Source organism: Bacillus sp. AR2-1 (assembly GCF_008368755.1).
Classification (GTDB): Bacteria; Bacillota; Bacilli; order Bacillales; family Bacillaceae_G; genus Bacillus_A; species Bacillus_A wiedmannii.
Window position 1 is genome coordinate 183,639 of the sequence record NZ_QORY01000001.1, and the last position, 21,629, is coordinate 205,267.

Consider the following 21,629-nt stretch of genomic DNA (forward strand, 5'->3'; position numbering starts at 1 on the left):
ATACAGCCATAAAAAAATATGATTACAAGATTTGCGAATTGATTATGATACATCTAAAAACACCGATATTCTTTCAAACAAGTAAAAAAGCGCCCTATAACCAGGGCGCTTTACTCCAACCTAATGACTAATAGTAGCAGTTGGATATAATGTTGTTCCTCCAATTGAAACCTTTATTTCATTTGTTAACGGAACGTTTTGTTCATTAATAATTGTTCTCCACCATTCCCATGCAAGACCTGTACATTCTCTTGCTACAATTTTTATATTTTTTGAATTTGGTGGAAGAGGGATAACTGTAGAGTAATGAGCCGTTTTGTCTTTGCCACTACCTTCCCATGTTTTATGTGTTAATACTTCTTTCCCATTTTGATCAAATGTGAATTCATCCCAAGATACATCAAATTGAGCAACGTAAGCACCGTAATGATCAAGTGTCATTTTAGCACTTGAATATTCTGTAGTTGTCGTCTCGATATAATCTGTATTGTTATGAACAGCAGCAGTTGCATTATCTTTTAAGAAAGTGCTTGTATATGAAATTGGGTATGCTGGATTTTTAAAACTTAATTCAGCATTATCTTTAATGATATTTCGGATTTCATTGAAATCTTTTGTAACAACCTTGTTATGCTCTTTCGCATCTCCGCCTAATACGACAGCAGTAAAGGTACTTTCTTCAAAAATATCTTTATACTGTCCACTCGTTTCGACGCTGTTATTCTTAAGTAAAGCTTTAAAAGCAGCTTGTACATCTTTACTCTTAGATGTGGTTTCTAATTTTACATAAACCGTTCTACCATAAGCTACATTTGAAACCATAACAGGTGGAGCCGCATTACTTACTCCTTTACGAGTTAACTCACCAAAAGTAACACTATTATCAAAGAGATCAGATGGATTGTTTGGTAGTTCAGCACTTACAGTATAAAATATTTGTTTATATGCGGCCACCATCACTTTCTTTTCTCCATTTGCTACCGCATTAAAGTCAATATTTAGACTGTTATCAAGATATTTAGCGTTAACATTAAGAGCACTTGCGATTTGTGATTTACTATAAACCATAGATTCTGTATATTGCATTCTTGCAGGTAACGTATGTGTTGTAGAATACTTTTCATTCCAAGTAGATACTAAATCGTCTACTGCTCCAGCCACATTACCATATGTCGGATTTTGAACAGTGATTGTATTTTCTTTTCTCATACCAGGTAAGTCTATACTAATATTCAAAGGCTTTCTCTTAGCCACTAATAAACTCGGTTGATTGTCTGCAAATGCTTTATTGGCAAGTTGTACAGCTCCTGGATACGTACGATTTACTACAGAATCAATAATCGAAATATCGACTGGTGACGTTGTAAGTGATTTTTTCTCGCGTTCCACTACTACAAATTTACCATTTGAATTGATACTTTCTTTCGGAACAAAACTCTCTACTTTATCACCATTTACAGCTAAAACCTCTTGATTATTGTATTTAAGATTTCCTATACCAGTATCAATACTACTAGCATTTTTAGTTATATCAGTTGCATTACCGGCTTGTGTTTCTGCGAAAGAAATAGATGAATAATTAAGAGTGCATAAACTAACTAATAAACATGCAAGGAACTTTCTTCTCTTGGTACTTTTCTTATTATTCAGAAAAATCACCCCGTTCTTTTTTAGTAAGATATAATAATGATTGATATATGATAGCTAACTAATAACCTTACATAAACGCTTTTAAAAGTTCTTGAACTAAAGGAATTACTCCACCTAAAAATTTTAAAACTGCCATTGCGATTTCCATATTACTTCCTCCTCTTTGCTGTATTAAGATGCGTTGTATATTTATGCTTTCATTATAATAAGCTTTTGCATTTGCATCAATTCATTTTTATATGCAATATTTCATATTGAGGAAAAGCAACTTTTTCTGTCAGGGTGATGGTGGTACTACTCTTCTTGACAATATTTCAATCCCTCCAAAAATATCAGAATCTTCTAATTCTAAAAGGTTATGAACGAATCAACCTCGAATAATTGTAATACATATACATAAGGAGGTTGATCTATTTTGTTTCGTTCTTTTACAAATGGTTGCGTCGCCTTAGTGCAACGTTTCTTGCCAGAGCCGTTTATTTTATCATGTTTATTAACTGTTTTCGTTATTTTCTTCGGCATGTTTGCGACTCACCAAACACCTGTGGAAATGATTAATCACTGGGGTAATGGCATTTGGGGACTACTCGCCTTTTCTATGCAAATGGCACTTGTACTCGTGACAGGATCTGCTTTAGCAAACGCGCCTCTCATTAAAAAAGGATTAACGAAAGCGGCAAAACTACCGAAAACGAATGGACAAGGTATTATTGCCATTTCAATCGTAAGTTTACTAGGGGCATACATAAACTGGGGATTTGGTATTGTTGTATCTGTTTTATATGCAAAAGAAGTAGCACGGCAGCTTGAAGGATTAGACTATAGACTAGCCATTGCCTCTTCTTACTCTGGATTTCTCATTTGGCATGCGGGGCTTTCTGCTTCTATTCCTCTTACGTTAGCAACAGGCGGCGAAACGTTAATTAAAACGACAGCTGGAAGTATTAAAGAAGCGATTCCAATAACAGAAACGTTATTCTCACCATACGCACTTGTACCAGTTATTATTTTTCTCGTTACGATGCCTCTCATTAATAAAGCGATGCATCCAGATGAAAAACATACGATAACGGTAGATCCTAGCGTATTCCATGAAGAAGCTGCCGCGCAAGAAGTAGGAAACAATACATTCGCCGAAAAAATGGAAAATAGCATCATTATTACACTTTGCGTTGGATTGTTAGGTCTCATTTATATTTTCAATTACTTTTATACGAAAGGCTTTAACCTTACGCTAGACATCGTTATTTTTATGTTATTAATTGCTGGACTTATTTTCCACCGTACTCCGATTCAATATATTCGCGCTTTTTCAGACTCTACGAAAAGTGCTTCTGGCATTTTACTTCAATTTCCGTTTTACGCAGGAATTATGGGGATGATGATTGGAGCGAATAGTGAAGGACTTTCACTTGGAGGGGCTATTTCGAATTACTTTATTAGCATTTCAAACGAAACGACTTTCCCGCTCTTTACTTTTTTAAGTGCTGGAATCGTTAATATTTTCGTTCCATCTGGTGGGGGTCAATGGGCTGTGCAAGCACCAATTATGATTCCAGCTGGCGCTGAACTTGGTGTACCTGCCGCAAAAACAGCAATGGCAATTGCGTGGGGCGATGCTTGGACGAATTTGATTCAACCATTCTGGGCATTACCGGCATTAGCGATAGCTGGTTTAGGTGCTCGTGATATTATGGGATTTTGCGTTGTTAACTTACTATATGCAGGATTTATCATTAGTCTATGTTTCTTATTTATTTAAACGAAAAGCTAGTTTTATACTAGCTTTTTTATATAATAAATCACTTATTTCCCACGCAATTTATCACGATCTTCCACTCTATATCCGTAAGCTGTAATGCCTCAAATGCAAAAAAATCTTCACATACTTTTTCAATCAGATGTGGATTTTCCCTCAAGAAATTCCACTGTAACGCTTTAGGAAGAAAATACGTTTCATACTCTTTACTTCCTCTTACTACCTCATCCACTTCTCTTTCACAAATTCCTCTTATTAAATAATCATTTCTTAATTGAATCTGTATTTGTTGAAACGTTTCACTACATTTCTTCAATTGGATTAAGCAATTAATATATGTACGAAAAAGTTCGTTATCATACTGACAACAATTTATAATACGTTCCATTTCATTCATAACGTACGAGCCTTTTCTTCTATTTGTAATAACCATTTTTCCCGCTTCTCTCGTTTACTCGTTTTCACAGATTGAAAAACAGATCGTTTTATATCGCGAATGCCGCAAAAACGTAAAATACCTCTCTTCATTATAATCCAATCGGCTGATCGATATAGTAGTGCGACGTACCATAACGGTGAGTCTAACGTATTAATTACCCATGCCTTCTTACCTTTCAATAAGCCTTTCGGCAGGGCACCTTCATATTTATAAGCAAAACCAGCTACGAAAATGCGATCAATAAACCCTTTTAAAATAGCTGGCATCCCCCACCACCATATTGGATAAATGAAGAGAAGAGTATCCGCTTCTTCCACTAACGTTCTGTACCGAGCTGTCTCTTCTTCATTTACTAAATCACGTCTTTTCTTCTCCTCATTAAATACAAGGACGGGATCAAATTGTTCCTTATATAAATCAAGTACCGTAACCGAATGATTTGTTTCTTGTAATCCTTTTTGCACATGCTTTAATATCCCCGCATTAAAACTGGAAGGACTAGGATGAGCGTATACAATTAGTACATTCACTACATAACAACTCCCTCTATAAGTTAAAGTTTCCCCTTCTTTAACATCTTCTCTACAATTTGCACGTTTTTCGAACTTTGTAATAAACGATTTAATAATGTAAGTAACTCTTCCTTTTCTAAATCTTTCAGTTTCTCTTTCACCGTACTCTCACCAGCACTTTGAATATCATAAACAACTGCCGCCATATGCTTACAATAATTCTCATATGGACACTCGCAGCTACTTTCTGTAAAATTTTCAAGATCAATCATTACTTCATAGTTTCCTGCATTTCCAGTAACAAAAGCAAATATTTTCTTTTCTTGTATTTCAACATCTTCTACATGTCCTTCTTCATAATATTCATAACCTTTATCCATAATGTACTTAGGAATCCATTTCGTTATATCATTTAGTAAGTAAGCGTACATAACAACACCTCTTCCTTTAATTCCCTTTTGACTTCCAAAACCCTGCATGTTATTCTAATAACTGTCAAATAGCAAGTCTATATGACAAAACGACTGACACCTATTCGGCGGAGGTGTCTCTTTTCATTTGCAGCCGATATGAAGTGCCTCTTTCAGGCACATTCAATCTTTGACACTACACACTCAACACCATTCCCTTGTATCAGGCTGCTTAAGCAGTCTTTTACTCTACATACTTCAAAAAAAAAGAGAGCTTAGCTCCCTTTTCCCGCCTTATAAAATACCCCTTTTTCAGTATAGAGATATTCATCAGCTAATGTAATTTTCCCATCCAGTTTCAGTTCATCTAATAGTCTTGATAAATAAAATTGATGTAACATCTTTTTCGTGAATTTTCCTTCATGATGCGAAACGATATGTTCTTGAATATCTAACAATGATATTGGCTTATCTTGCTCTATCATATATTCATAAACTGTACTACGCAGTTTTACGTATTTTTCGAGTGTCACAGTACTTCGCAACCCCTTTCTTCTTAATATAAATTTTCGTAATCGGTTTTTTTGCAACAAAAAAACCTCTCCGATAAGAAGAAGTTACGTATATATCTTCGTCTTATCTCCCAGAACAAATATGTTCTGCTGGAATTAGCACCTGCATCGCGGTTGCTGGGTTTCATCGGGCCAGTCCCTCCACCTCTCTGGATAAGAAAATATTCACTTAATTCTTACTATACGTAATTTCATTCTAATTGTCAAACAAATATAACAAATTATATTTTGTTCCTTACTGTTCATACTATACATATATGAATATGCAAGGAGGATTATGAAATGCACGAAAATGCTCGCGGATATGTCCAAAATTCTTTTCAATCATTACAAGAAGCAAAACATTGTTTAGAAGAAGCGCTACAGACTGTTGAAAAAGATTTTAATCGCGCTCGTATTGAACAATCACTTTATGCGATCGAACAAGCTATTCAACGCTGTGATTACACGGTTCATATTTTAGAACAAGATTGAAAAAACTTCCCATCATAAGGTGGGAAGTTTTTTCAAATGGCATACTTCATAATTATTACCGTTATAATTAAAAAATATACAGAATTAGCAATTTCTAAAACCCCTACTTTTATAATAGAAATTTTTTTGCCATATAACATAATTGCTCGAATGACACTCGGTATAAAAATAAGAGAACACCACGGATTGATAGCAAAGACAATGACTGTTAATACAATATGATACCCCCATGATATAAGACGATACTTCGGGTTATTTTTCTCGCGAATCATCGTTTTTACATAAAATGTACTTCCTAAAAAATATAAAAATGAAATAAGCGCAATAAATAATGCTGTTTTATCTATAAGTTTCATTGAAAAATAATAACTAACTAAACCACCAATACAGAAAACAATAATCGCACTAATGTCATTTAGTAACGCTCTTTCATTCTTTTGACGGGCGTAATACATATTTACTATAAATAACGGAATCATTACTGCTATGAATAAAAGAATGCGCCATTCATATAATAGAGAGATCATCCCAAATACGAAAGCGATGATAAAATATACAATTGCAGCATGTAAGTACTCTTTTTTTCGTTTTTGCTTTATGTACGTAAGAAATGGATACGTAGCTAAATAGATAAAGAACCAAGCTAAAAACAATGGAATATGATACATAGTAGGTTTCCCAAGCATGACACTTAATAGAAATGGTATAACGAGCATGGCCCATGCACCGTGTTGCTTCGGAATAACTAACTTCATTAACTATACACCTCCCTTTTGAAAGCAGTTCTCACCTACTATTATACAAATAATTTTATATAGTAACGTATATATATTGGACTATTTTTTGACAATAAAAAATGCTCCTTACAATGTGTAAGAAGCATGAAAGAGGCAAACGAATATGTAAGTCGCGACCCTACCTTATATGAGTATGCTTTTCTATGCCATGTTATGCTTATCTAATATGCCGTATTTCTTTTTAAATCTCGTAAGAATCGTAATCCAAGACGTACTAAATAGTAGTAAGAAAATAACATTCGAAATTGCATGACTCAAATCGAAATAAAAACTTGCAATATAATACGAAACGACTGCTTCCCACGTTGCCTCACGTATGAAACCGAGAAGCCCCCATAAGTTCATAATCCAGCCAAATAAAAATCCAACAAACAATCCGTATAGAAGCCTTCCCCATAGCTTTTTCATTAAAAATGTATTACGTAATAATCCAGCTATAAAACCAATCATGCCCCAAGAAAACATTTGCCACGGCGTCCACGGACCTTGTCCTAAAAAGATGTTAGATACGATAGCCGCTGTTGCACCGATCATAAAACCAGTTTCACTCCCAAACACAATTGCAGAAACGATAATGACAAATGAAGTCGGTTGTACACTTGGTAAAATAGAAAATGGTACACGGCTAACTGCTGCAATTGCCGCTAACACAGCAACGAGCACAATTTCACGTGAAACAAAAGCCTTTCTTTCAAAACGGATATAAAACGGTAACATAATAACAACTAATAAAAACAAACTACTTAACATGTAATAACCGTCCATGATAAGTGTAGTAAAGAGTAGTGTGCCTATTATTACTGCAAAAATACATATTATGAATGCAACATATCGTTTGGACACGCTTCGTACACATCCTCCCACGTTAATGCATATGGTAACTCTTTTCGAATAAATCGATTAATAGAGGTTGTATAAAAGAAGTTGCCACTAAAAAATTCTTTCGGTGTATCATTCATAATGACTGCTCCGTCAAATAACATCATGCATTGATCAACGTATTTCGCTGCAAACTCAATATCATGCGTTGCCATTACAATTGTTGTACCTTCTTTTTGCAGCTTTCTAAATAGCTCTCCTACTCTTTCTTTTTTCCACGGATCTAATCCCTTTGTCGGTTCATCAAGTAACAATAAAGTCGGCTTTGATAATAACGTTGTACATAACGCAAGTAGTTGTTGCTCTCCCCCGCTACAATCATGCGGATGGCGTTCTTTAAGCGAATACAACCAAAACTTCTTCAACATATCTTCTGCTATTTCTTTTCCTTGTTCTCCGTATAACTCACGTGCACGTTCATACACTTCTTCCCACACTGTATCAAATGTAAAATGATAATACGGATGCTGCGATACATACCCGATCCTTTTAAATCGTTCTTTCGAATCAATTTTATGTATCACTTTCCCATTCCACTTTACTTTCCCTCTTCTCGCTTTTTGTAATCCCGCCAAAATCGTTAACAGTGTAGACTTCCCTGTACCGTTTTTTCCAACGAGAGCTACCCATTTCCCTTTTTCAATCGATACGGTTAAGTCTCGTAAAATAAGTGGACTATTTTTTTCATATTGAAACGAAATATGCTCTGCACTTAAAATAACTTCGTGCTTTTCACTTTGTGCTATTTGCTCATTCACATATGATATCTCTGAAAAGTTATTCAGTTTCATTTGTGCTTCTCGCACTGTAAATGGAATATCTTCTACATTCCACTCTAAAAACAATCTTGGAATTTGCGGAATAAATGGACAAAATTTTTCTACTTCCCACATATTCGCTATAACCGTTTTAGGACTGCCATCATAAACGATTCGGCCGTTATCCATACAAATAACGCGTGTTGCAAGTGGTATCACCTCATCTAAACGATGTTCACTTAAAACGATCGTAATCCCAAGTTCTTCGTTAATACGTTTTAACAATCCTAAAAACTCTTTCGCAGCAATTGGATCTAACTGCGCCGTCGGTTCATCTAATAATAATAGTTTTGGCTGCATAACTAATACCGCAGCTAAATTGACGAGCTGCTTTTGCCCGCCAGATAACGTATGAACAGATTGGTGCAATAAATCTTGAAATCCTAAGAAGCTAATAAGCTCTGCTATTCGTTTTTGAATAATCTGTGATGGTAACCCGATATTTTCTAAAGAAAATGCTAATTCTTGAATGACCGTATCCATTACGAGCTGATTTTCTGGATTTTGAAATACCATACCAATTTCTTGTGCAGATAATAAATCAGGTACTTCCTCTAATAAAACGTCATCATAAAAAATTTCTCCTGAACGTGTACCGATTGGAAGTAATTCCTTTTTAAAATGCTTCAATAAAGTCGTCTTTCCAGAGCCTGACCCTCCAGCAAGTGCAATAAACTCTCCTTTTTGAATAGAAAGAGAAATATGCTGTAACGCATATTCGTTTTCATCAGCATATACAAATGATAAATTGTTTATTTCTGCATGCGCCACCATATCCATTCCTTTCCTTCCATTATAATTGGTAGACTAATAAACATCATAAATACTCCGAACATTACTCCATCGTATTGCTGAAATAGAATAGATTCGACTTTCGGATAAATGATTAGCTTTCCCCCGCCATACGTATTACATATAATAGCAATGATAAGTAGAATACTTAAATAACTGAGCGTATACCAATCTCGTCTTTCCATTCTATACCGAATATATGTCGTACGCTTCGTTACACCAAATCCACGGGCTTGCATAGAATCTGCTGTTTGCAGCGCATCTTCTAATGAACAAATTAATAATACTTGCAGCAATTGCATACCATTTTTCACCCGTTCTACAATGGAACCTGCGTCTACTTGTACACCTTTCGTTTTTTGAACGAGTGTTATTTTCTGTAATCGCCTCATAAACAAAGGAACAAACCTCACCGTAATCATCGTTAACAATGCTACTTTCGGTGAAATTCTAGAAAACAAATATAAAAATTTATGACTCGAAATAATATCATTATACGAAGCAAACGTAAACATAATCGCAACTAATAATAATCCCATTACTACTCCAAACATAATCGCCTCAAGCTTAATACGGCTATCACCTAACCAAAATAACGTAGTTCGCCCTCTATGTGTTAATAACGAATTAAATAAAATGACCATAAAAAAGAAAACGATTGTGCTCGGTAACATCTTTCTTATCTTTTCACTATTCCCTTGCATTATATTGATTATGACGATTAATAGTATTGCTCCAATTAAAAAAAGAGGATGAAGACACATCATACATAGTATCATCACCCCGATATAATAGAAAAAATTCACAAAAGGATGTAAAGAAGAAAAACTTATTTTCATAGTCCTTTACCGAATGCCTTTCTTATTTTAATACATACACCCACTCAATTGTATCTCCTGGTTTAACTGTTACTACACCTGCACTATGGTTTGGAAACGCACCGTTCACACGATATTTCCATCCACTAGTATCTGTAATATCTTTTTCATATAAATCATTAATACCTTTTACATAAATATCACCTTTAGAGCCCATTGCATCCACATCTAAACCTGTACGCTGCAATACTTTATAAACAGTATCGCCTTCTTGTACATCCATTTTTTTCGCACCTAATAAGTACCCTTTATCACCTTTTACTGAGATAGTGACTTGTTTTGGTTTTGGTATTACTGGATCTGGCACTGACACTGGCGGTACTGGATCTGGTACCGGTGTTGGTGGCGTTGGTACAGTTGCTTGTTGCTCTTTATTCGGATCAACCTTCTGCTCCTGCTTCGGTGTTTCTTTCGGCTGATTCACAACCTTCGCTTCTTCTTTTATTTCTTGCGCTTTCGGTTGTTTCTCTTCTTGTGCTTTTTGCTGTTCTGGTTGCTTAATAGCAGGCTGTTCCTGAGGTTTCTCTTCTTTCTTTACTTCCGGTTGTGCCTGTGCCTTTTCTTCTTTCGGCTTCTCTTCTACTTTTTGCTCTTGTTTCTCTTTCTGCTCTTCTTGCTGCTTTTGCTCTTGTTCAGCTTGTTTTTCCTCCGGTTTTTCTTCCGGTTTCGCTTCATCTTTTTTCTCTTCTTGTTTTGCTACCTCTTCTTGCTTTGGTTCTACTTTCTTCTCAGGCTTTACAGCTGCCTCTTCACACCCGGCAAGTAGCCCAAGTGAAAGCATTAAAGAAATCAACCACTTCATCTTACTCATGTTGTCTCTCACCTTTCATATTAAAAATTAGGAGCAAATGATTGCTCCTAATTTTTGTTAAGCTGCTTTACGTCTCCATAATACATATGCAGAAGCAATACATAATACACCCATACCTACTTCTGTAGCTGCACTATGAGAAGATGCTCCTGTTTTTGGTAACGTACTACCGTTTCCTGACTTTTTGCTTTTAACTGGTTCGTTATCGACAACAACTTTTAGAGTGTCATCTTTCGTTTCTTGTTGTACTTGTTTTTGTTCTTCTGGTTGCTCAGTAACTTCTTTTTCTACTACAATATTTTCTGCATCCACATTTGGTTTCGTATCAATTTCAGGAACAGATACAGTTGACCAGTCATAAATCGATTTTCCAAGATCTTTAAACTGGAGTAAAGCTAAGAATGCTTGCTCTGTAGCCATTCCGCTACCGTTTTGATCACTTGGTAACCATTTGAATTCACCATTTGGAAGTTGGTATGACAGTAGATTTTGCATTGCCTTATGTAGACGATTTTGATCTACATCTTGTACAAGAGATAATCCAATAATTGCTTGTGCAACACTATTAGAATTTTCTTGTCCATCAGCAGAAAAACCACCGTTTTCTAGCTGTTCGTTATATAAATAGGCAACAGCCTTTTGCACAGCGGGTTTCACATCTTCTCGTTCTTGATAAGGAGCTAATGCTGATAAAACCATACCTGTTACATCAACGCTACTAGCACTGTCTTTACTGCTTGCGCTATCGTAAGTCCAGCCACCATCTGTATGCTGTGAGTTTAAAAGCGCATCTACTAAAGCAACTCGATTCCATTTTGAATTCACTGGCACTTCATATTTCTTCGTATCAAATGCAAGTAAAGCAAATGTATAACCTGTAACAGAATTCACTTTATCTGATTCGTACAATTTTCGAACTAAATTATGTTCGCCAACCTTTGTAGGGTCTGCTTGCATTGCATTCATCATAATAATCGTTCTAGCTAAATCTGTCGCTGAAAAACGGTTAATGCGCTTTTCTACTTTTTCAGTTACTGACTTAACATAATTTAATTTCGCCTCAATTGGAACATTCTTTCCAGAACGAGAAAGGCCTAAAGCTACCCAATCACTTTCAATTCCATCTTGTAACATCTTTTCAGATGTCTTAAAGATCGCGTCATTTACTTGTGCCACTGGAACTTGAATGTTCTCTTGCTTTGGTTGTTCTACCTTTTCATCATTTGTTTTTGGTTCTTCTGGTTTTTTGGATCATCTGTCTTTGGTTCTTCTGGTTTTTCTTGTTTTGGATCATCCGTTTTTGGTTCTTCTGGTTTTTCTTGTTTTGGATTGGTTTTTCTTGTTTTGGATCATCCGTTTTTGGTTCTTCTGGTTTTTCTTGTTTTGGATCATCCGTTTTTGGTTCTTCTGGTTTTTCTTGTTTTGGATCATCTGTTTTTGGTTCTTCGGGTTTTTCTTGTTTTGGGTCATCTGTCTTTGGTTCTTCTACAGTTTTACAAGTACCAAATTTATCCAATGTATGCTGTAATGTTTCCTGGCTCATATTGCTCCAGTCTGCAACAAAACGAAAGACAACAACATCTCCAGCATTTAATTTATAACTATCTGCTCCAACTTCTGCAGATTTATCATTTACATCATACAACCAGCCGCTAGTGTCCCCAGCCATTAAGCCGTCAATGCCTTTGACATACGTTCCAAAAGACATCGTCTCTGCTGTTACTTTGTCCCCCATGACTTTTTGCAGCAAACTTAAAGCTGTTTCCCCATCTGTAATTTGCTCTTCTTTCGGGCATAACATAATGCCCTTTTGTGATTCACCAATAATTGCAAGTTTTGCTGTATTTCCTTCAGCAAACGTAATATGTACTGTATTCGCAAAAGAAACAAATACGAGTGTAACTGCCATTAACGACGTAAGCAGCCATTTTTTCAACATTGCCATCCCAAAATTTCCTCCCTTACTACTATTTACACAAAAAAAGGCCCTTCAAGGGCGTGCAATTGACACTCTTTTTTTGTAAGTGTCGAACAAACTGTGCAACACCTCCTACCCGCATCATTCGCGGCTATATTTGTATAGGAAAAATAATTTTGTTTATGAACGTATCATTGTGATAACATTCACTTTTCTAGGCAAAACTGACTTCCATTCAAGTTATCGTAAAACGATAAACCTATACATTCTGTTAATTATAAATTTCTGTATTATTTTACTATTGACAAAGAATTTTGTCCATGCTTTATCGGATTTATTTTCTAAGAATAGTAGTTTACTATCCTTTAACGATGCAAACTCTTTTCACTAATAATGACGCCATCTTCATCCGCATAAACATATTCATTCGGCTTCCATTCTACTTGTCCAAATTGCAACGAAATATTCCGCTCTCCTTTTCCTTCTTTTATACTTCTATTTGGCATCGTCCCTAACGCTAAAATACCAATATTAATATTCTTTAGTTCACTAGAATCACGAACATATCCATTTATAATAATTCCTGCCAGCTTTCTTTCCTCCGCAATAGCTGCCAAATTATCACCAAGTAACGCACAATTCGTAGACGCTCCGCCATCAACAACTAATACCGTTCCTTCTGGTAATGTTTGCAATCCTTCCTTCACTAGTACATTATCATCCTTCACTTTCACCGTTGCAATTTTCCCGTGAAATTGTTCTTTCTTCCCAAAAGACCGAAATGACTGGCGACATATTTGTAATTCCTTTTCAAACTCATCACATAGATCCGTAGTTTTCCACATCTTTTTTCCCCTCTTTTCCTTATTCTTTCTATATAACATATTCTTGGATTATTTTCGTTTCCCTGTCTAATGTTGCAAGAATTTGTATGTGCAGAAAAAGGATAGAAAAACTATTGCCTTAAGAAGCCACCTTTATTATAATCTATTTCACAGATAAATTTCAGAATATTAAAAATTAACTAAGTGAAAAAGGAGGGGTTTTATGCAATTACATACCGAGGTAAAAAAGCAGCCGAGTAAACGAAAGTTTAAAATGCCTGACGCGTACGTACTACTATTTTTTATTGCCTTACTTTGTGCCATTGCTACATATTTCGTTCCTGCTGGGGAGTTTAAAAGAGTTACAAACGGTACTGTTACAACGACAATACCAGGAAGTTATCATTCTGTTCCACAATCGCCGGTAGGATTTGTTTCTTTTTTTACCGCTATTGAAAAAGGAATGACACTTGCTGCTCCAATCATCTTTTTAATTTTATTTACAGGTGGAGCCATCGCCATTCTTGAAAAAACAGGCGCTCTTGACGGTTTAATCTATCATGTTATTAATAAATTTCGCAATCAGCAATTACTTTTCATTTGCATTGTCGCTGCACTCTTTTCTATTCTCGGAACGACTGGTATTATCGTTAACTCAGTTATCGGCTTTATCCCCATCGGTATCATCGTTGCACGCACATTAAAATGGGATGCTATCGTTGGTGTAGCAATTATTTATTTAGGCACTTATGCTGGTTTTAATGCTACTATTTTATCTCCCTCACCTTTAGGCATTTCACAAAAAATTGCAGAACTTCCGATGTTTTCGGGGATTGGTTTACGCACGGCAATTTATATCTCTTTTTTAATTGCTACCATTTTATATATTAATTGGTACGTAAAACGTTTGAAGAAACCGAATAAAGGAAGCATACTCGGAGATAACTGGTTTCCAAGTAATGCTCTTTCAAGTGAGAAAGAACTAGAGAAAACTGAAGTTCCTTGGACAATACGTCACAAATTAATTTTACTCGTTTCAGCTTTATCATTAATTGTATTTTTAATAGGCGCTTTTCGTCTACATTGGACTGACGCAGAAATGACCGCTACTTTTATTTTCATAGCAATTACAGCTGGAATAATAGGTGGTATGAAAGCGAACGATATCGCTTCTACTTTTCTAGCAGGCTGCCAAAATCTCATATACGGTGCTTTGATCGTCGGAATGGCTCGTTGTATTTCAGTCATTTTAGAACAAGGCAAATTACTTGATACAATCGTTAACCAACTCGCACAGTCTCTCGAAGGACAAAGCCCTGTATTTGGCGTTATCGGCATGTATGTAAGTAGTGCCGCATTACATTTCCTCATTTCATCCGGGACAGGAGAATCTGTTATTTTCATTCCGATATTAGCTCCATTAGCTGATTTCATGCACATTACACGTCAAGTTACAGTACAAGCTGTTATGCTTGGAGAAGGTGTAGTAAACTGCCTCAATCCAACTTCCGGTGTTTTAATGGGCGTACTCGCAGCGAGCGGCATTTCTTACGGCAAATGGATTCGCTTCATGGCTCCACTTGCATTCATTTGGTTTATCATCGGACTTATTTTTCTTATTATTGGCGTGAATATTGAGTGGGGACCGTATTAAAAGACTCATATTATACTTTACTTAATAAAATATCGATTCTATTCTCCAATCCTATAAAAATCACTTATTCTAGTATAGATATAAAAAGGGATTAATCATAATGATTAATCCCTTTTCTCAAGGTAAAATACCTTTAAATATTTTAGTTCCAAATTTTATTTACCCATTCAGGATGATCAATAAAAGGATTGCGGTTATGTTGATATTTTGTAAAAATCACTTCATTACGCTTTCGCTCTAAATCATCTACCGGGTCTTGTTCATTCCATTTTAGTAAAACGGATAGTTTGCCCATGTATGGATCTTTATTGTTATTCACCTTTTCATTTAATTCTAAGTCTATTTCGCCGTTGTCTCCTTCATAACGAACAGCCATGTAAAATAGCATTCTAGCGATATCTCCTTTTACACTATCACGAGGTTCCCAAGAATCACTATCATATTTACATTCTGTCGCTTCCGAATGATTCACACCACCATTATCAAAATCCAGATTTCCACGTGAGCTATTTACAGATACATCCGTCGCTCTTAAATGATGCAAATCTGTTCCAGCTCCTGCAGTCGTTCCAAAATCACCGTGAGATTTTGCCCAAACATGCTCTCGGTTCCAATTATCAACTCCCGAACCATTCGTAAGTTTCCCTTGCGAACGCCCAGTATATAAGAGTATCACATTGTTTTTATTATTTGGATCTTCATCAGTATCTCTTAGTGCTTCCCAAACCGCACTGTATGATAACTTTGTATGATCATCAATAATATTATGAAGTTCCTTCTTTAACTCTAAACCCGTTTTTCCTATTGCATTATTATAATATGTATCATCATAGCTTTTTACAGTAATCTCTTGTGGTGATGCAGAAGCTACTTCACCGTGTATGATATCTGTGAATGATAGAGATGCAGTACTTAAAATAAAAAATGAAGATAGTGTAACCATAGCAAGCTTTGTATTTCGAAATTTCATATACCCATTTCCCCTTTAAAATATAATTTGAAGCTATTAACTAAAAAATGCTTTCTAACCCCCAAAAACTTTTAGAAAGCCATACCCATCCTTTTCTTTTTATTTAATACAAAACTCTATTGATTCTGTATTATTTCCACACTTTTTGTTTATCTACTTCTCAAGGAATATCCTTCTCTAGTAAAGATTATTAAAATATTCTTTACAATTAAAAAGTAGTTTAATGTTAACTTATAAATTTCAATTTTTTCATGCAATTATGCATATTTGATAAATCGTTCAAAAAACATTTTGAATAAAAATTAAGATGATAGTTCGACTTTTCCTTTTTCTATAATTGTCTTTATTTTTTGGTGTAAAACCCTTCTCCCTCTGAAGAATAAGTACAAAAATAGATTGGATACCATGTAGGCACCAATCTATTTTAATTAAAGAAACTGTGTCAATTCTGAGTTCACAACACATTGTGCAGTAATGATAACATTTTTATATTGAGACAGAACTACTACTATTTATTTGGTATCGAATCTATATACTTTTTAATTACTTCATATACATATTCTTGATTTGCCGCTGCTGTATTTGGATTGTATTTTCCGCCGTTTGTTTTATTGTTAGATAACACTCGAATTCCTAAAAATGGTACGTCATAAGCTTTTGCGATTTGCGCTGCGGCAGCACCCTCCATTTCTTCAACAGATGTACCGTATTTTGTATGGAACCATTTAATTCTATCAACTTCATTATTCCAAACATCTGCTGAACCTATAGTCCCTTCAACCACTTTACCTTTTGTATATTTATCTTTTACCACATTAGCTGCTGCAAGTAAACCCTTATCTCCCTCGTAGTATCGGACTTTCTCAGCATTTGGATCTTCTCCTGCACTTCCTTCAGAAGCCATTAAGTCCATTGAAATCCATTTTGTCGGTTCAATCCCTTGATTCTCATCCATATTTGTTGTTTTTAATGAACCTATGTTTGCTACTTGTTTTCCTAAAACAATATCAAATACGTTTAAATTTGGATCGTGTCCACCTGATGTTCCTTGGTTAATAATCGCCTTAGGCTTATATTTTTCAATAGCCACTGCTGTAGCAGCTGCTGTATTTTCCATTCCTTTACCTGTTTTCGCTACGATTACAGGATAATTGTCGACAGTGCCTTTATAAAATACGAAAGTTCCAGACTTTTCTTCTTTCACATTTTTTAACCTTTTTGCAAACTTCTCAGCCTCTATCGGCATTGGCCCTTGAATTAAAATAGGTTGTTGATTACTTTTTGCCTCAACTTGTTTTGGAGTCACATTACATCCCGCAAGTATTGATAATGACAATGCAACAGTAGTTACTAGGGCGGCACATTTTTTCAACGTATTCTTCTTCATAAATAATCTCCTCTTTCTCTTGTTGTTTTCTATACTCGATGCTTTTAGTCCAAACAAAAAAAGTTCTAGAAATTGTAGAAGAATCTCTACTTTCTAGAACTACGGTAGTCAAAGTTAATTAAGCAAAAGATAAAACAAATGCCAAATTATAGATCGGTAGCGCTCATGAAATAGCACGGCCGAATACTTTAACCCGTAGTCCAGTTCTTTCATTGGGAACTAGGTAGAAACGCTCGGACCATATTACCGAGTATATACGAGTGATGATGTGTAAAATTATTATATTGGTAATATATCAAACTTTTAGTGTGCACGCAATCTAAATGTGAACATTTAGATTTAAAGTGTTTTTAATGTTCGTTTTTCAAAAGAATAATTAATCGTATTTTGTATTTCGAAATAAAAAATACAGCAAAAAACTTATAATCTGAATACTAAACTAAACCCACCTACAACAACCGATCTTTTACAAACAATTAAGCTTTCTCACTTCCGCCTTATATTGAGCTGGAAGTCTTTTCCCCCTCGTATTGCGAGATAAAACGCGTATCCATCCAATTTACAATTATTCCTTCTAACTCTGGATGAAGCGGCTTATCTGCACCTTCCGCATAAATCTTTTTAAATTGTAACGCTTTAAAATCACCTCCGAAATATTTTAAGGTATGATCCATATTTTTTATTACATGTACTTCAGAATCCCCTTGCACATAATCACCGATTCTCTTCGCTTTTTCAGGATTCGCCTGAAAGTCTTTATCACCAGCAATTGCTAGTACCGGACATGTTACTTGTTTTAAATCTTTATAAATATAGTTCTTTCCGTTCAGCCAGCATTTTATTATACACAAAGCGTATACATCCGAACGTTTTACGTATGAGATGTGCTTGTTCTGCTGTGGGATACAGACGAAATTTGTACGCCTTATTCTGCTTTGCCATATCCATTCACCTCATTTTCCGCTTCATTTCCCATAAGCTATGACGGTAATCACACAACCTACAAGATTATTATCTACTTTCATTGTTATACCAAACGTTACCTCTTATAAGACTGATTATATCAAGGGCGAAATAAATAGGAAAACCAAATGTTTGGCTACACAAAACCGAAATTCATCTCCCACCTACTGCTAGACTATCGCCTTTCACACGCCCCAGGAAGGAGACTCCTTTCGGATAATACGTTAAAACTATGCAACTCTCTACCTAGTATTTCACCGTTATCTTATAATAATGACAAAAAGGATTGATTATAGTAATCAATCCTTTTTACTTTTATCTCTCAAAACTAAATCTCTGCAGCTAATAAATTGTACTCATTGTCAAAAGAAGCATGGATTCTATGGCCACCAAATACATCTCCATCATTGTATTCGCAATATATATCATTTTCTCTAATTACAATGTCCATAAGAGTAATAGATTGCTCAAATGTTTCTTTCGTCATATCATATTCTCCTGCATCTACAGCATCCCAATCTAAATGTTCATCATTCTCATCATATTCAGGCCAAAAATCATTTTTATACTCTATTAATTCTTTCGCTATAGCGACCTTAGCTTTTTTATCAAATTCCTCTAAACATACATAAAGCTTTTCTGCTCTTTTCATCATTTCATGTACATGTACAAGCTCTTTTCCAATATCCAATCCCCAATGTACGTTTCCTTCGTTTTGTTCATATGTATGAAAAATTTCATTAAAGATAAACATTCCAATTAATTCACTTTTTATTGATTTTTCCATGATTTCATTTCCTTTCTATCTGTGAAAAAGAAACTTTAATTAGCTTGATGGGCATGTGAAGATTCCCTTGCCCATCAAAGGTATCCCAGACTAGATTTTAACCCTGACTTTTTAGAGACATACATAGTCATGATATGAACTCACTTTTGGTTTTCGATAATTTTTTTGTATTATTCTTTATGAAATGAACAACTAAGGCGATTAAAGGAAAAGCTGCTCCAATGAGTAAAGTTACTTCACTATTAAATTTATAGTACGTATAACTTCCAACCCATGAACCAAAGGCTCCCCCCAAAAAGAAGATGGTCATATATAATCCATTCAGTCTGTTTCTTATCTCGGGATTCAAACTAAAGATAACTTTTTGACCTAATAATAAATTTCCTGCTACACCAATATCGATGCTAATGCCTGAAATAAGTATTAAAATCACACTAAACAGTGAATGATCTTGAACAAAAAATAGTAGTACAACAGATAATAGTACGAGCACCATTGATAGATTAGTCATTGTAAACATATAACCTTTATCTGCTATTTTACCAATAGTAGGAGTTAATACAGCTCCAGCTATTGCAACAAATCCAAACAATGCAATTTCATTATTTGAGAAATGTAATGGCTCCGACCTTAATAAAATGGGAATAACTGTCCAATAAAGGCTAAATGTTGCGAATAAGCATGCATGATAAAAAGCTCGTTGTTGTAACGGAGAAGTATGTATAAGTAGTTTTACCATAGAAGCTATTAAATTTGGATATAACATGTTACTAGTCGATACCACTTCATAGTTGGGTAAAAATTTTATAATTAACAGTAAGACAGCAACTAAGACTATTAATGAAAAAAGAAATACCATTCTCCAGCCAAACCATTCAGCTATTCCGATCGATAATGGGCGAGCAATCATAATCCCAATCAATAAACCACTCATTACTTTACCGACATATTTCCCCGTCTCTTCAATAGGCACAATCCTCATTGTTAGCGGAACTAACATTTGAGCCGCACAAGCTCCAATGCCAATTATAGTTGTTAATAGTAAAAAAACAATTCCATTTGTCGAAATTAACGCACTAATTAATGAAAGAATAGTAAGCCCGATAAGACCCCCTATTATTTTCTTACTTTTAAATAAATCTGCCATTGGTACGATTAAAAACAATCCCAATCCATACCCAATTTGCGTAAAAGTAGTGAGCAATCCAGATAAATCAGAGGAGATATTCAAGTCCTTTGCAATGAATTGTACAATTGGTTGCGCATAATAAATATTTGCAGCAAGTGAACCACAACTAATTGCTAAAATAAAGATTAGGAAATTTTCCTTTTTAGTCAACTTTATCATTCCTTCCCTTTTTCCGGAACGTTCATTCCAAAATATTTTTAAAAATAAAGACTATATGTCTCCTATAGTCTTATCCACTAGATTATAAGCTAGATTTTTCTCTTTTTTATATTTGGACATTACATTCAGGCTATGATTTAAACTTAATAAAGAATATGCAACTAATTCAGTATCAGCCTCTTGTGAAATTTCGCCTTTCTTTTTTCCTTCTTCGATAACTTGCTTAAATACTTTTTCAAGTTCATTAAAATCATTTATGAGTATCTCTTCTATGGAAGGATCAATTTGTCCAATAAGCAGTGAAGAATTTGTTATAATACAACCTTTTGGAATTTCATCTGAATAACATTTTTCAATATGTTGATAAAAAAAGGATTGAAGTGATGCTTTTGTGTTTATACCACTAAAAAGTAAATTTCTCTTTTGAGAGCCATAATTTTTATAATGTTCCAAAACTAGTTTAAATAGTGCATCCTTATCTCCAAAACTATCGTACAGAGTAGAGCGACTTATACCCATTGTCTCAATAAGCTCTGAAATATACGTAGCATCATAACCTTTCTCCCAAAATAAATGCATCGCTTTATTTAAAGCATGTTCTTTGTTAAAACTAATCTTTCTACCCATTTAACAACACCCCCTATTATATAATTTAGTATAAATTTTTCGGAACGATAAGTCCATAAAAACATTTCGAAACTAAGCCTTCTGTTAAAGAGTTATATAAATTTATTAATAAAAATCAAAAACACTTGAAGTTGACGTTGGGTCATTTTATATACTGTTAAGTAGCTACTATTTAGCAATTTCATAAAAGAAATTAAAAAAATAGGAGGTTTTTAGATGAAGCAAGGCGATATTATTATTTATGGATGCGTCATTATAGGTGCAGGGATCGGAATGACATTGGATCATGCCTTTCCTGGTGTACTAATTGGGCTAGGAGCAGGATACTTACTTAAAAACATTTTTAGTAAAGAAAAATAG

The 21,629-nt window shown here is 34.9% G+C and carries 20 protein-coding genes, 3 pseudogenes and 2 riboswitches; of the genes and pseudogenes, 4 read left to right on the forward strand and 19 right to left on the reverse strand.

Annotated elements, in window-relative coordinates; genetic code table 11:
- Positions 1 to 120 precede the first annotated feature (120 nt).
- On the reverse strand, positions 121 to 1,659 hold the full coding sequence (alo, locus tag DT250_RS00975) for an anthrolysin O/cereolysin O family cholesterol-dependent cytolysin Alo (protein WP_088064022.1): 1,539 nt from the start codon (positions 1,657 to 1,659) through the stop codon (positions 121 to 123).
- Positions 1,660 to 2,065: 406 nt separating this feature from the next.
- Between alo and DT250_RS00980 the strand changes: the two genes are divergently transcribed.
- Positions 2,066 to 3,412: a short-chain fatty acid transporter gene (locus DT250_RS00980; protein ID WP_060487716.1), complete on the forward strand. Its 1,347-nt coding sequence runs from the start codon at positions 2,066 to 2,068 to the stop codon at positions 3,410 to 3,412.
- 40 nt (positions 3,413 to 3,452) lie between these two features.
- Here DT250_RS00980 and DT250_RS00985 read toward each other — a convergent pair whose 3' ends face one another.
- The 4 genes from DT250_RS00985 to DT250_RS01000 form a co-directional block, all read right to left on the reverse strand.
- The gene (locus DT250_RS00985; RefSeq protein WP_142293508.1) at positions 3,453 to 3,806 is read right to left on the reverse strand and encodes a group-specific protein; all 354 of its coding nucleotides are present in this window, start codon (positions 3,804 to 3,806) and stop codon (positions 3,453 to 3,455) included.
- Positions 3,803 to 4,378 (reverse strand): NAD(P)H-dependent oxidoreductase, encoded by a 576-nt coding sequence (locus DT250_RS00990; RefSeq protein WP_098857658.1) that lies wholly within the window; start codon positions 4,376 to 4,378, stop codon positions 3,803 to 3,805. Before DT250_RS00990 ends, DT250_RS00985 begins: the two co-directional genes overlap by 4 nt.
- Positions 4,379 to 4,401: 23 nt before the next feature.
- Complete coding sequence (locus DT250_RS00995; protein ID WP_060487719.1) at positions 4,402 to 4,791, reverse strand: SWIM zinc finger family protein; 390 nt, start codon at positions 4,789 to 4,791, stop codon at positions 4,402 to 4,404.
- Between the two features lie 254 nt (positions 4,792 to 5,045).
- Positions 5,046 to 5,363, reverse strand: coding sequence for a hypothetical protein (locus tag DT250_RS01000; protein ID WP_002096439.1), 318 nt, complete (start codon positions 5,361 to 5,363; stop codon positions 5,046 to 5,048).
- Between the two features lie 40 nt (positions 5,364 to 5,403).
- Positions 5,404 to 5,502: riboswitch (SAM riboswitch) on the reverse strand.
- 122 nt (positions 5,503 to 5,624) lie between these two features.
- Here DT250_RS01000 and DT250_RS01005 point away from each other — a divergent pair.
- Positions 5,625 to 5,816, forward strand: coding sequence for a hypothetical protein (locus tag DT250_RS01005; RefSeq protein ID WP_000545003.1), 192 nt, complete (start codon positions 5,625 to 5,627; stop codon positions 5,814 to 5,816).
- A gap of 32 nt (positions 5,817 to 5,848) precedes the next feature.
- Here DT250_RS01005 and DT250_RS01010 read toward each other — a convergent pair whose 3' ends face one another.
- The 7 genes and pseudogenes from DT250_RS01010 to rraA all read right to left on the reverse strand — a co-directional run bounded on the left by DT250_RS01010 (position 5,849) and on the right by rraA (position 13,554).
- Complete coding sequence (locus DT250_RS01010; RefSeq protein WP_149212336.1) at positions 5,849 to 6,571, reverse strand: YwiC-like family protein; 723 nt, start codon at positions 6,569 to 6,571, stop codon at positions 5,849 to 5,851.
- 183 nt (positions 6,572 to 6,754) lie between these two features.
- Positions 6,755 to 7,456, reverse strand: a complete 702-nt coding sequence (locus DT250_RS01015; RefSeq protein ID WP_000044898.1) for an ECF transporter S component — start codon at positions 7,454 to 7,456, stop codon at positions 6,755 to 6,757.
- A complete protein-coding gene (locus DT250_RS01020; RefSeq protein ID WP_149212337.1) occupies positions 7,429 to 9,090 on the reverse strand; it encodes an ABC transporter ATP-binding protein in 1,662 nt (553 codons plus the stop codon). Before DT250_RS01020 ends, DT250_RS01015 begins: the two co-directional genes overlap by 28 nt.
- Entirely contained in the window at positions 9,063 to 9,941 is an 879-nt protein-coding gene (locus DT250_RS01025; RefSeq protein WP_088064026.1) for an energy-coupling factor transporter transmembrane component T, read from the reverse strand. The genes DT250_RS01020 and DT250_RS01025 overlap by 28 nt, the downstream gene beginning before the upstream one ends.
- 22 nt (positions 9,942 to 9,963) lie before the next feature.
- A complete protein-coding gene (locus DT250_RS01030; protein WP_149212338.1) occupies positions 9,964 to 10,791 on the reverse strand; it encodes a DUF4430 domain-containing protein in 828 nt (275 codons plus the stop codon).
- A 57-nt stretch (positions 10,792 to 10,848) separates the two neighbouring features.
- Positions 10,849 to 12,736: pseudogene (locus tag DT250_RS01035) on the reverse strand (DUF4430 domain-containing protein).
- Between the two features lie 338 nt (positions 12,737 to 13,074).
- Positions 13,075 to 13,554, reverse strand: coding sequence for a ribonuclease E activity regulator RraA (gene rraA, locus DT250_RS01040; RefSeq protein WP_149212339.1), 480 nt, complete (start codon positions 13,552 to 13,554; stop codon positions 13,075 to 13,077).
- Between the two features lie 202 nt (positions 13,555 to 13,756).
- Between rraA and DT250_RS01045 the strand changes: the two genes are divergently transcribed.
- Entirely contained in the window at positions 13,757 to 15,187 is a 1,431-nt protein-coding gene (locus tag DT250_RS01045; RefSeq protein ID WP_149212340.1) for a YfcC family protein, read from the forward strand.
- Between the two features lie 142 nt (positions 15,188 to 15,329).
- On the opposite strand, the gene DT250_RS01050 is transcribed toward DT250_RS01045, so the two are convergent.
- From DT250_RS01050 to DT250_RS01080, 7 genes and pseudogenes are all read right to left on the reverse strand, one after another.
- Positions 15,330 to 16,157: an endonuclease I family protein gene (locus DT250_RS01050; protein WP_144525088.1), complete on the reverse strand. Its 828-nt coding sequence runs from the start codon at positions 16,155 to 16,157 to the stop codon at positions 15,330 to 15,332.
- Between the two features lie 508 nt (positions 16,158 to 16,665).
- Positions 16,666 to 17,544, reverse strand: a complete 879-nt coding sequence (locus DT250_RS01055; RefSeq protein WP_149212341.1) for a 5'-methylthioadenosine/S-adenosylhomocysteine nucleosidase — start codon at positions 17,542 to 17,544, stop codon at positions 16,666 to 16,668.
- Positions 17,545 to 17,720: 176 nt separating this feature from the next.
- Positions 17,721 to 17,824, reverse strand: a riboswitch (purine riboswitch).
- Positions 17,825 to 18,041: 217 nt separating this feature from the next.
- Positions 18,042 to 18,356 (reverse strand): annotated as a pseudogene (locus tag DT250_RS31525) (alpha/beta hydrolase); the annotation flags it as partial.
- A pseudogene (locus DT250_RS01060) lies at positions 18,355 to 18,486 on the reverse strand (helix-turn-helix domain-containing protein); the annotation flags it as partial. The pseudogenes DT250_RS01060 and DT250_RS31525, both read right to left, overlap by 2 nt.
- Positions 18,487 to 18,835: 349 nt before the next feature.
- On the reverse strand, positions 18,836 to 19,294 hold the full coding sequence (locus DT250_RS01070) for a DUF2262 domain-containing protein (RefSeq protein WP_149212342.1): 459 nt from the start codon (positions 19,292 to 19,294) through the stop codon (positions 18,836 to 18,838).
- 127 nt (positions 19,295 to 19,421) lie between these two features.
- Entirely contained in the window at positions 19,422 to 20,642 is a 1,221-nt protein-coding gene (locus DT250_RS01075) for an MFS transporter (RefSeq protein ID WP_179952820.1), read from the reverse strand.
- Positions 20,643 to 20,693: 51 nt separating this feature from the next.
- Positions 20,694 to 21,269 carry a TetR/AcrR family transcriptional regulator gene (locus DT250_RS01080; RefSeq protein ID WP_149212344.1) on the reverse strand — a complete coding sequence of 192 codons (576 nt, stop codon included), beginning with the start codon at positions 21,267 to 21,269 and terminating at the stop codon, positions 20,694 to 20,696.
- Between the two features lie 216 nt (positions 21,270 to 21,485).
- On the opposite strand from DT250_RS01080, the gene DT250_RS31530 reads away from it, so the two are divergent.
- Positions 21,486 to 21,629: a hypothetical protein gene (locus tag DT250_RS31530; protein WP_179196846.1), complete on the forward strand. Its 144-nt coding sequence runs from the start codon at positions 21,486 to 21,488 to the stop codon at positions 21,627 to 21,629.

What these genes read in the sequence shown, in the direction of transcription:
- DT250_RS00985 (WP_142293508.1), bottom strand. Translation starts at nt 3,806, where the DNA reads ATGAATGAAATGGAACGTATTATAAATTGTTGTCAGTATGATAACGAA.
- DT250_RS00995 (WP_060487719.1), bottom strand. Translation starts at nt 4,791, where the DNA reads ATGTACGCTTACTTACTAAATGATATAACGAAATGGATTCCTAAGTAC.
- DT250_RS01005 (WP_000545003.1), top strand. Translation starts at nt 5,625, where the DNA reads ATGCACGAAAATGCTCGCGGATATGTCCAAAATTCTTTTCAATCATTA.
- DT250_RS01010 (WP_149212336.1), bottom strand. Translation starts at nt 6,571, where the DNA reads ATGAAGTTAGTTATTCCGAAGCAACACGGTGCATGGGCCATGCTCGTT.
- DT250_RS01020 (WP_149212337.1), bottom strand. Translation starts at nt 9,090, where the DNA reads ATGGATATGGTGGCGCATGCAGAAATAAACAATTTATCATTTGTATAT.
- DT250_RS01025 (WP_088064026.1), bottom strand. Translation starts at nt 9,941, where the DNA reads ATGAAAATAAGTTTTTCTTCTTTACATCCTTTTGTGAATTTTTTCTAT.
- DT250_RS01030 (WP_149212338.1), bottom strand. Translation starts at nt 10,791, where the DNA reads ATGAGTAAGATGAAGTGGTTGATTTCTTTAATGCTTTCACTTGGGCTA.
- rraA (WP_149212339.1), bottom strand. Translation starts at nt 13,554, where the DNA reads ATGTGGAAAACTACGGATCTATGTGATGAGTTTGAAAAGGAATTACAA.
- DT250_RS01045 (WP_149212340.1), top strand. Translation starts at nt 13,757, where the DNA reads ATGCAATTACATACCGAGGTAAAAAAGCAGCCGAGTAAACGAAAGTTT.
- DT250_RS01050 (WP_144525088.1), bottom strand. Translation starts at nt 16,157, where the DNA reads ATGAAATTTCGAAATACAAAGCTTGCTATGGTTACACTATCTTCATTT.
- DT250_RS01055 (WP_149212341.1), bottom strand. Translation starts at nt 17,544, where the DNA reads ATGAAGAAGAATACGTTGAAAAAATGTGCCGCCCTAGTAACTACTGTT.
- DT250_RS01070 (WP_149212342.1), bottom strand. Translation starts at nt 19,294, where the DNA reads ATGGAAAAATCAATAAAAAGTGAATTAATTGGAATGTTTATCTTTAAT.
- DT250_RS01075 (WP_179952820.1), bottom strand. Translation starts at nt 20,642, where the DNA reads ATGATAAAGTTGACTAAAAAGGAAAATTTCCTAATCTTTATTTTAGCA.
- DT250_RS01080 (WP_149212344.1), bottom strand. Translation starts at nt 21,269, where the DNA reads ATGGGTAGAAAGATTAGTTTTAACAAAGAACATGCTTTAAATAAAGCG.
- DT250_RS31530 (WP_179196846.1), top strand. Translation starts at nt 21,486, where the DNA reads ATGAAGCAAGGCGATATTATTATTTATGGATGCGTCATTATAGGTGCA.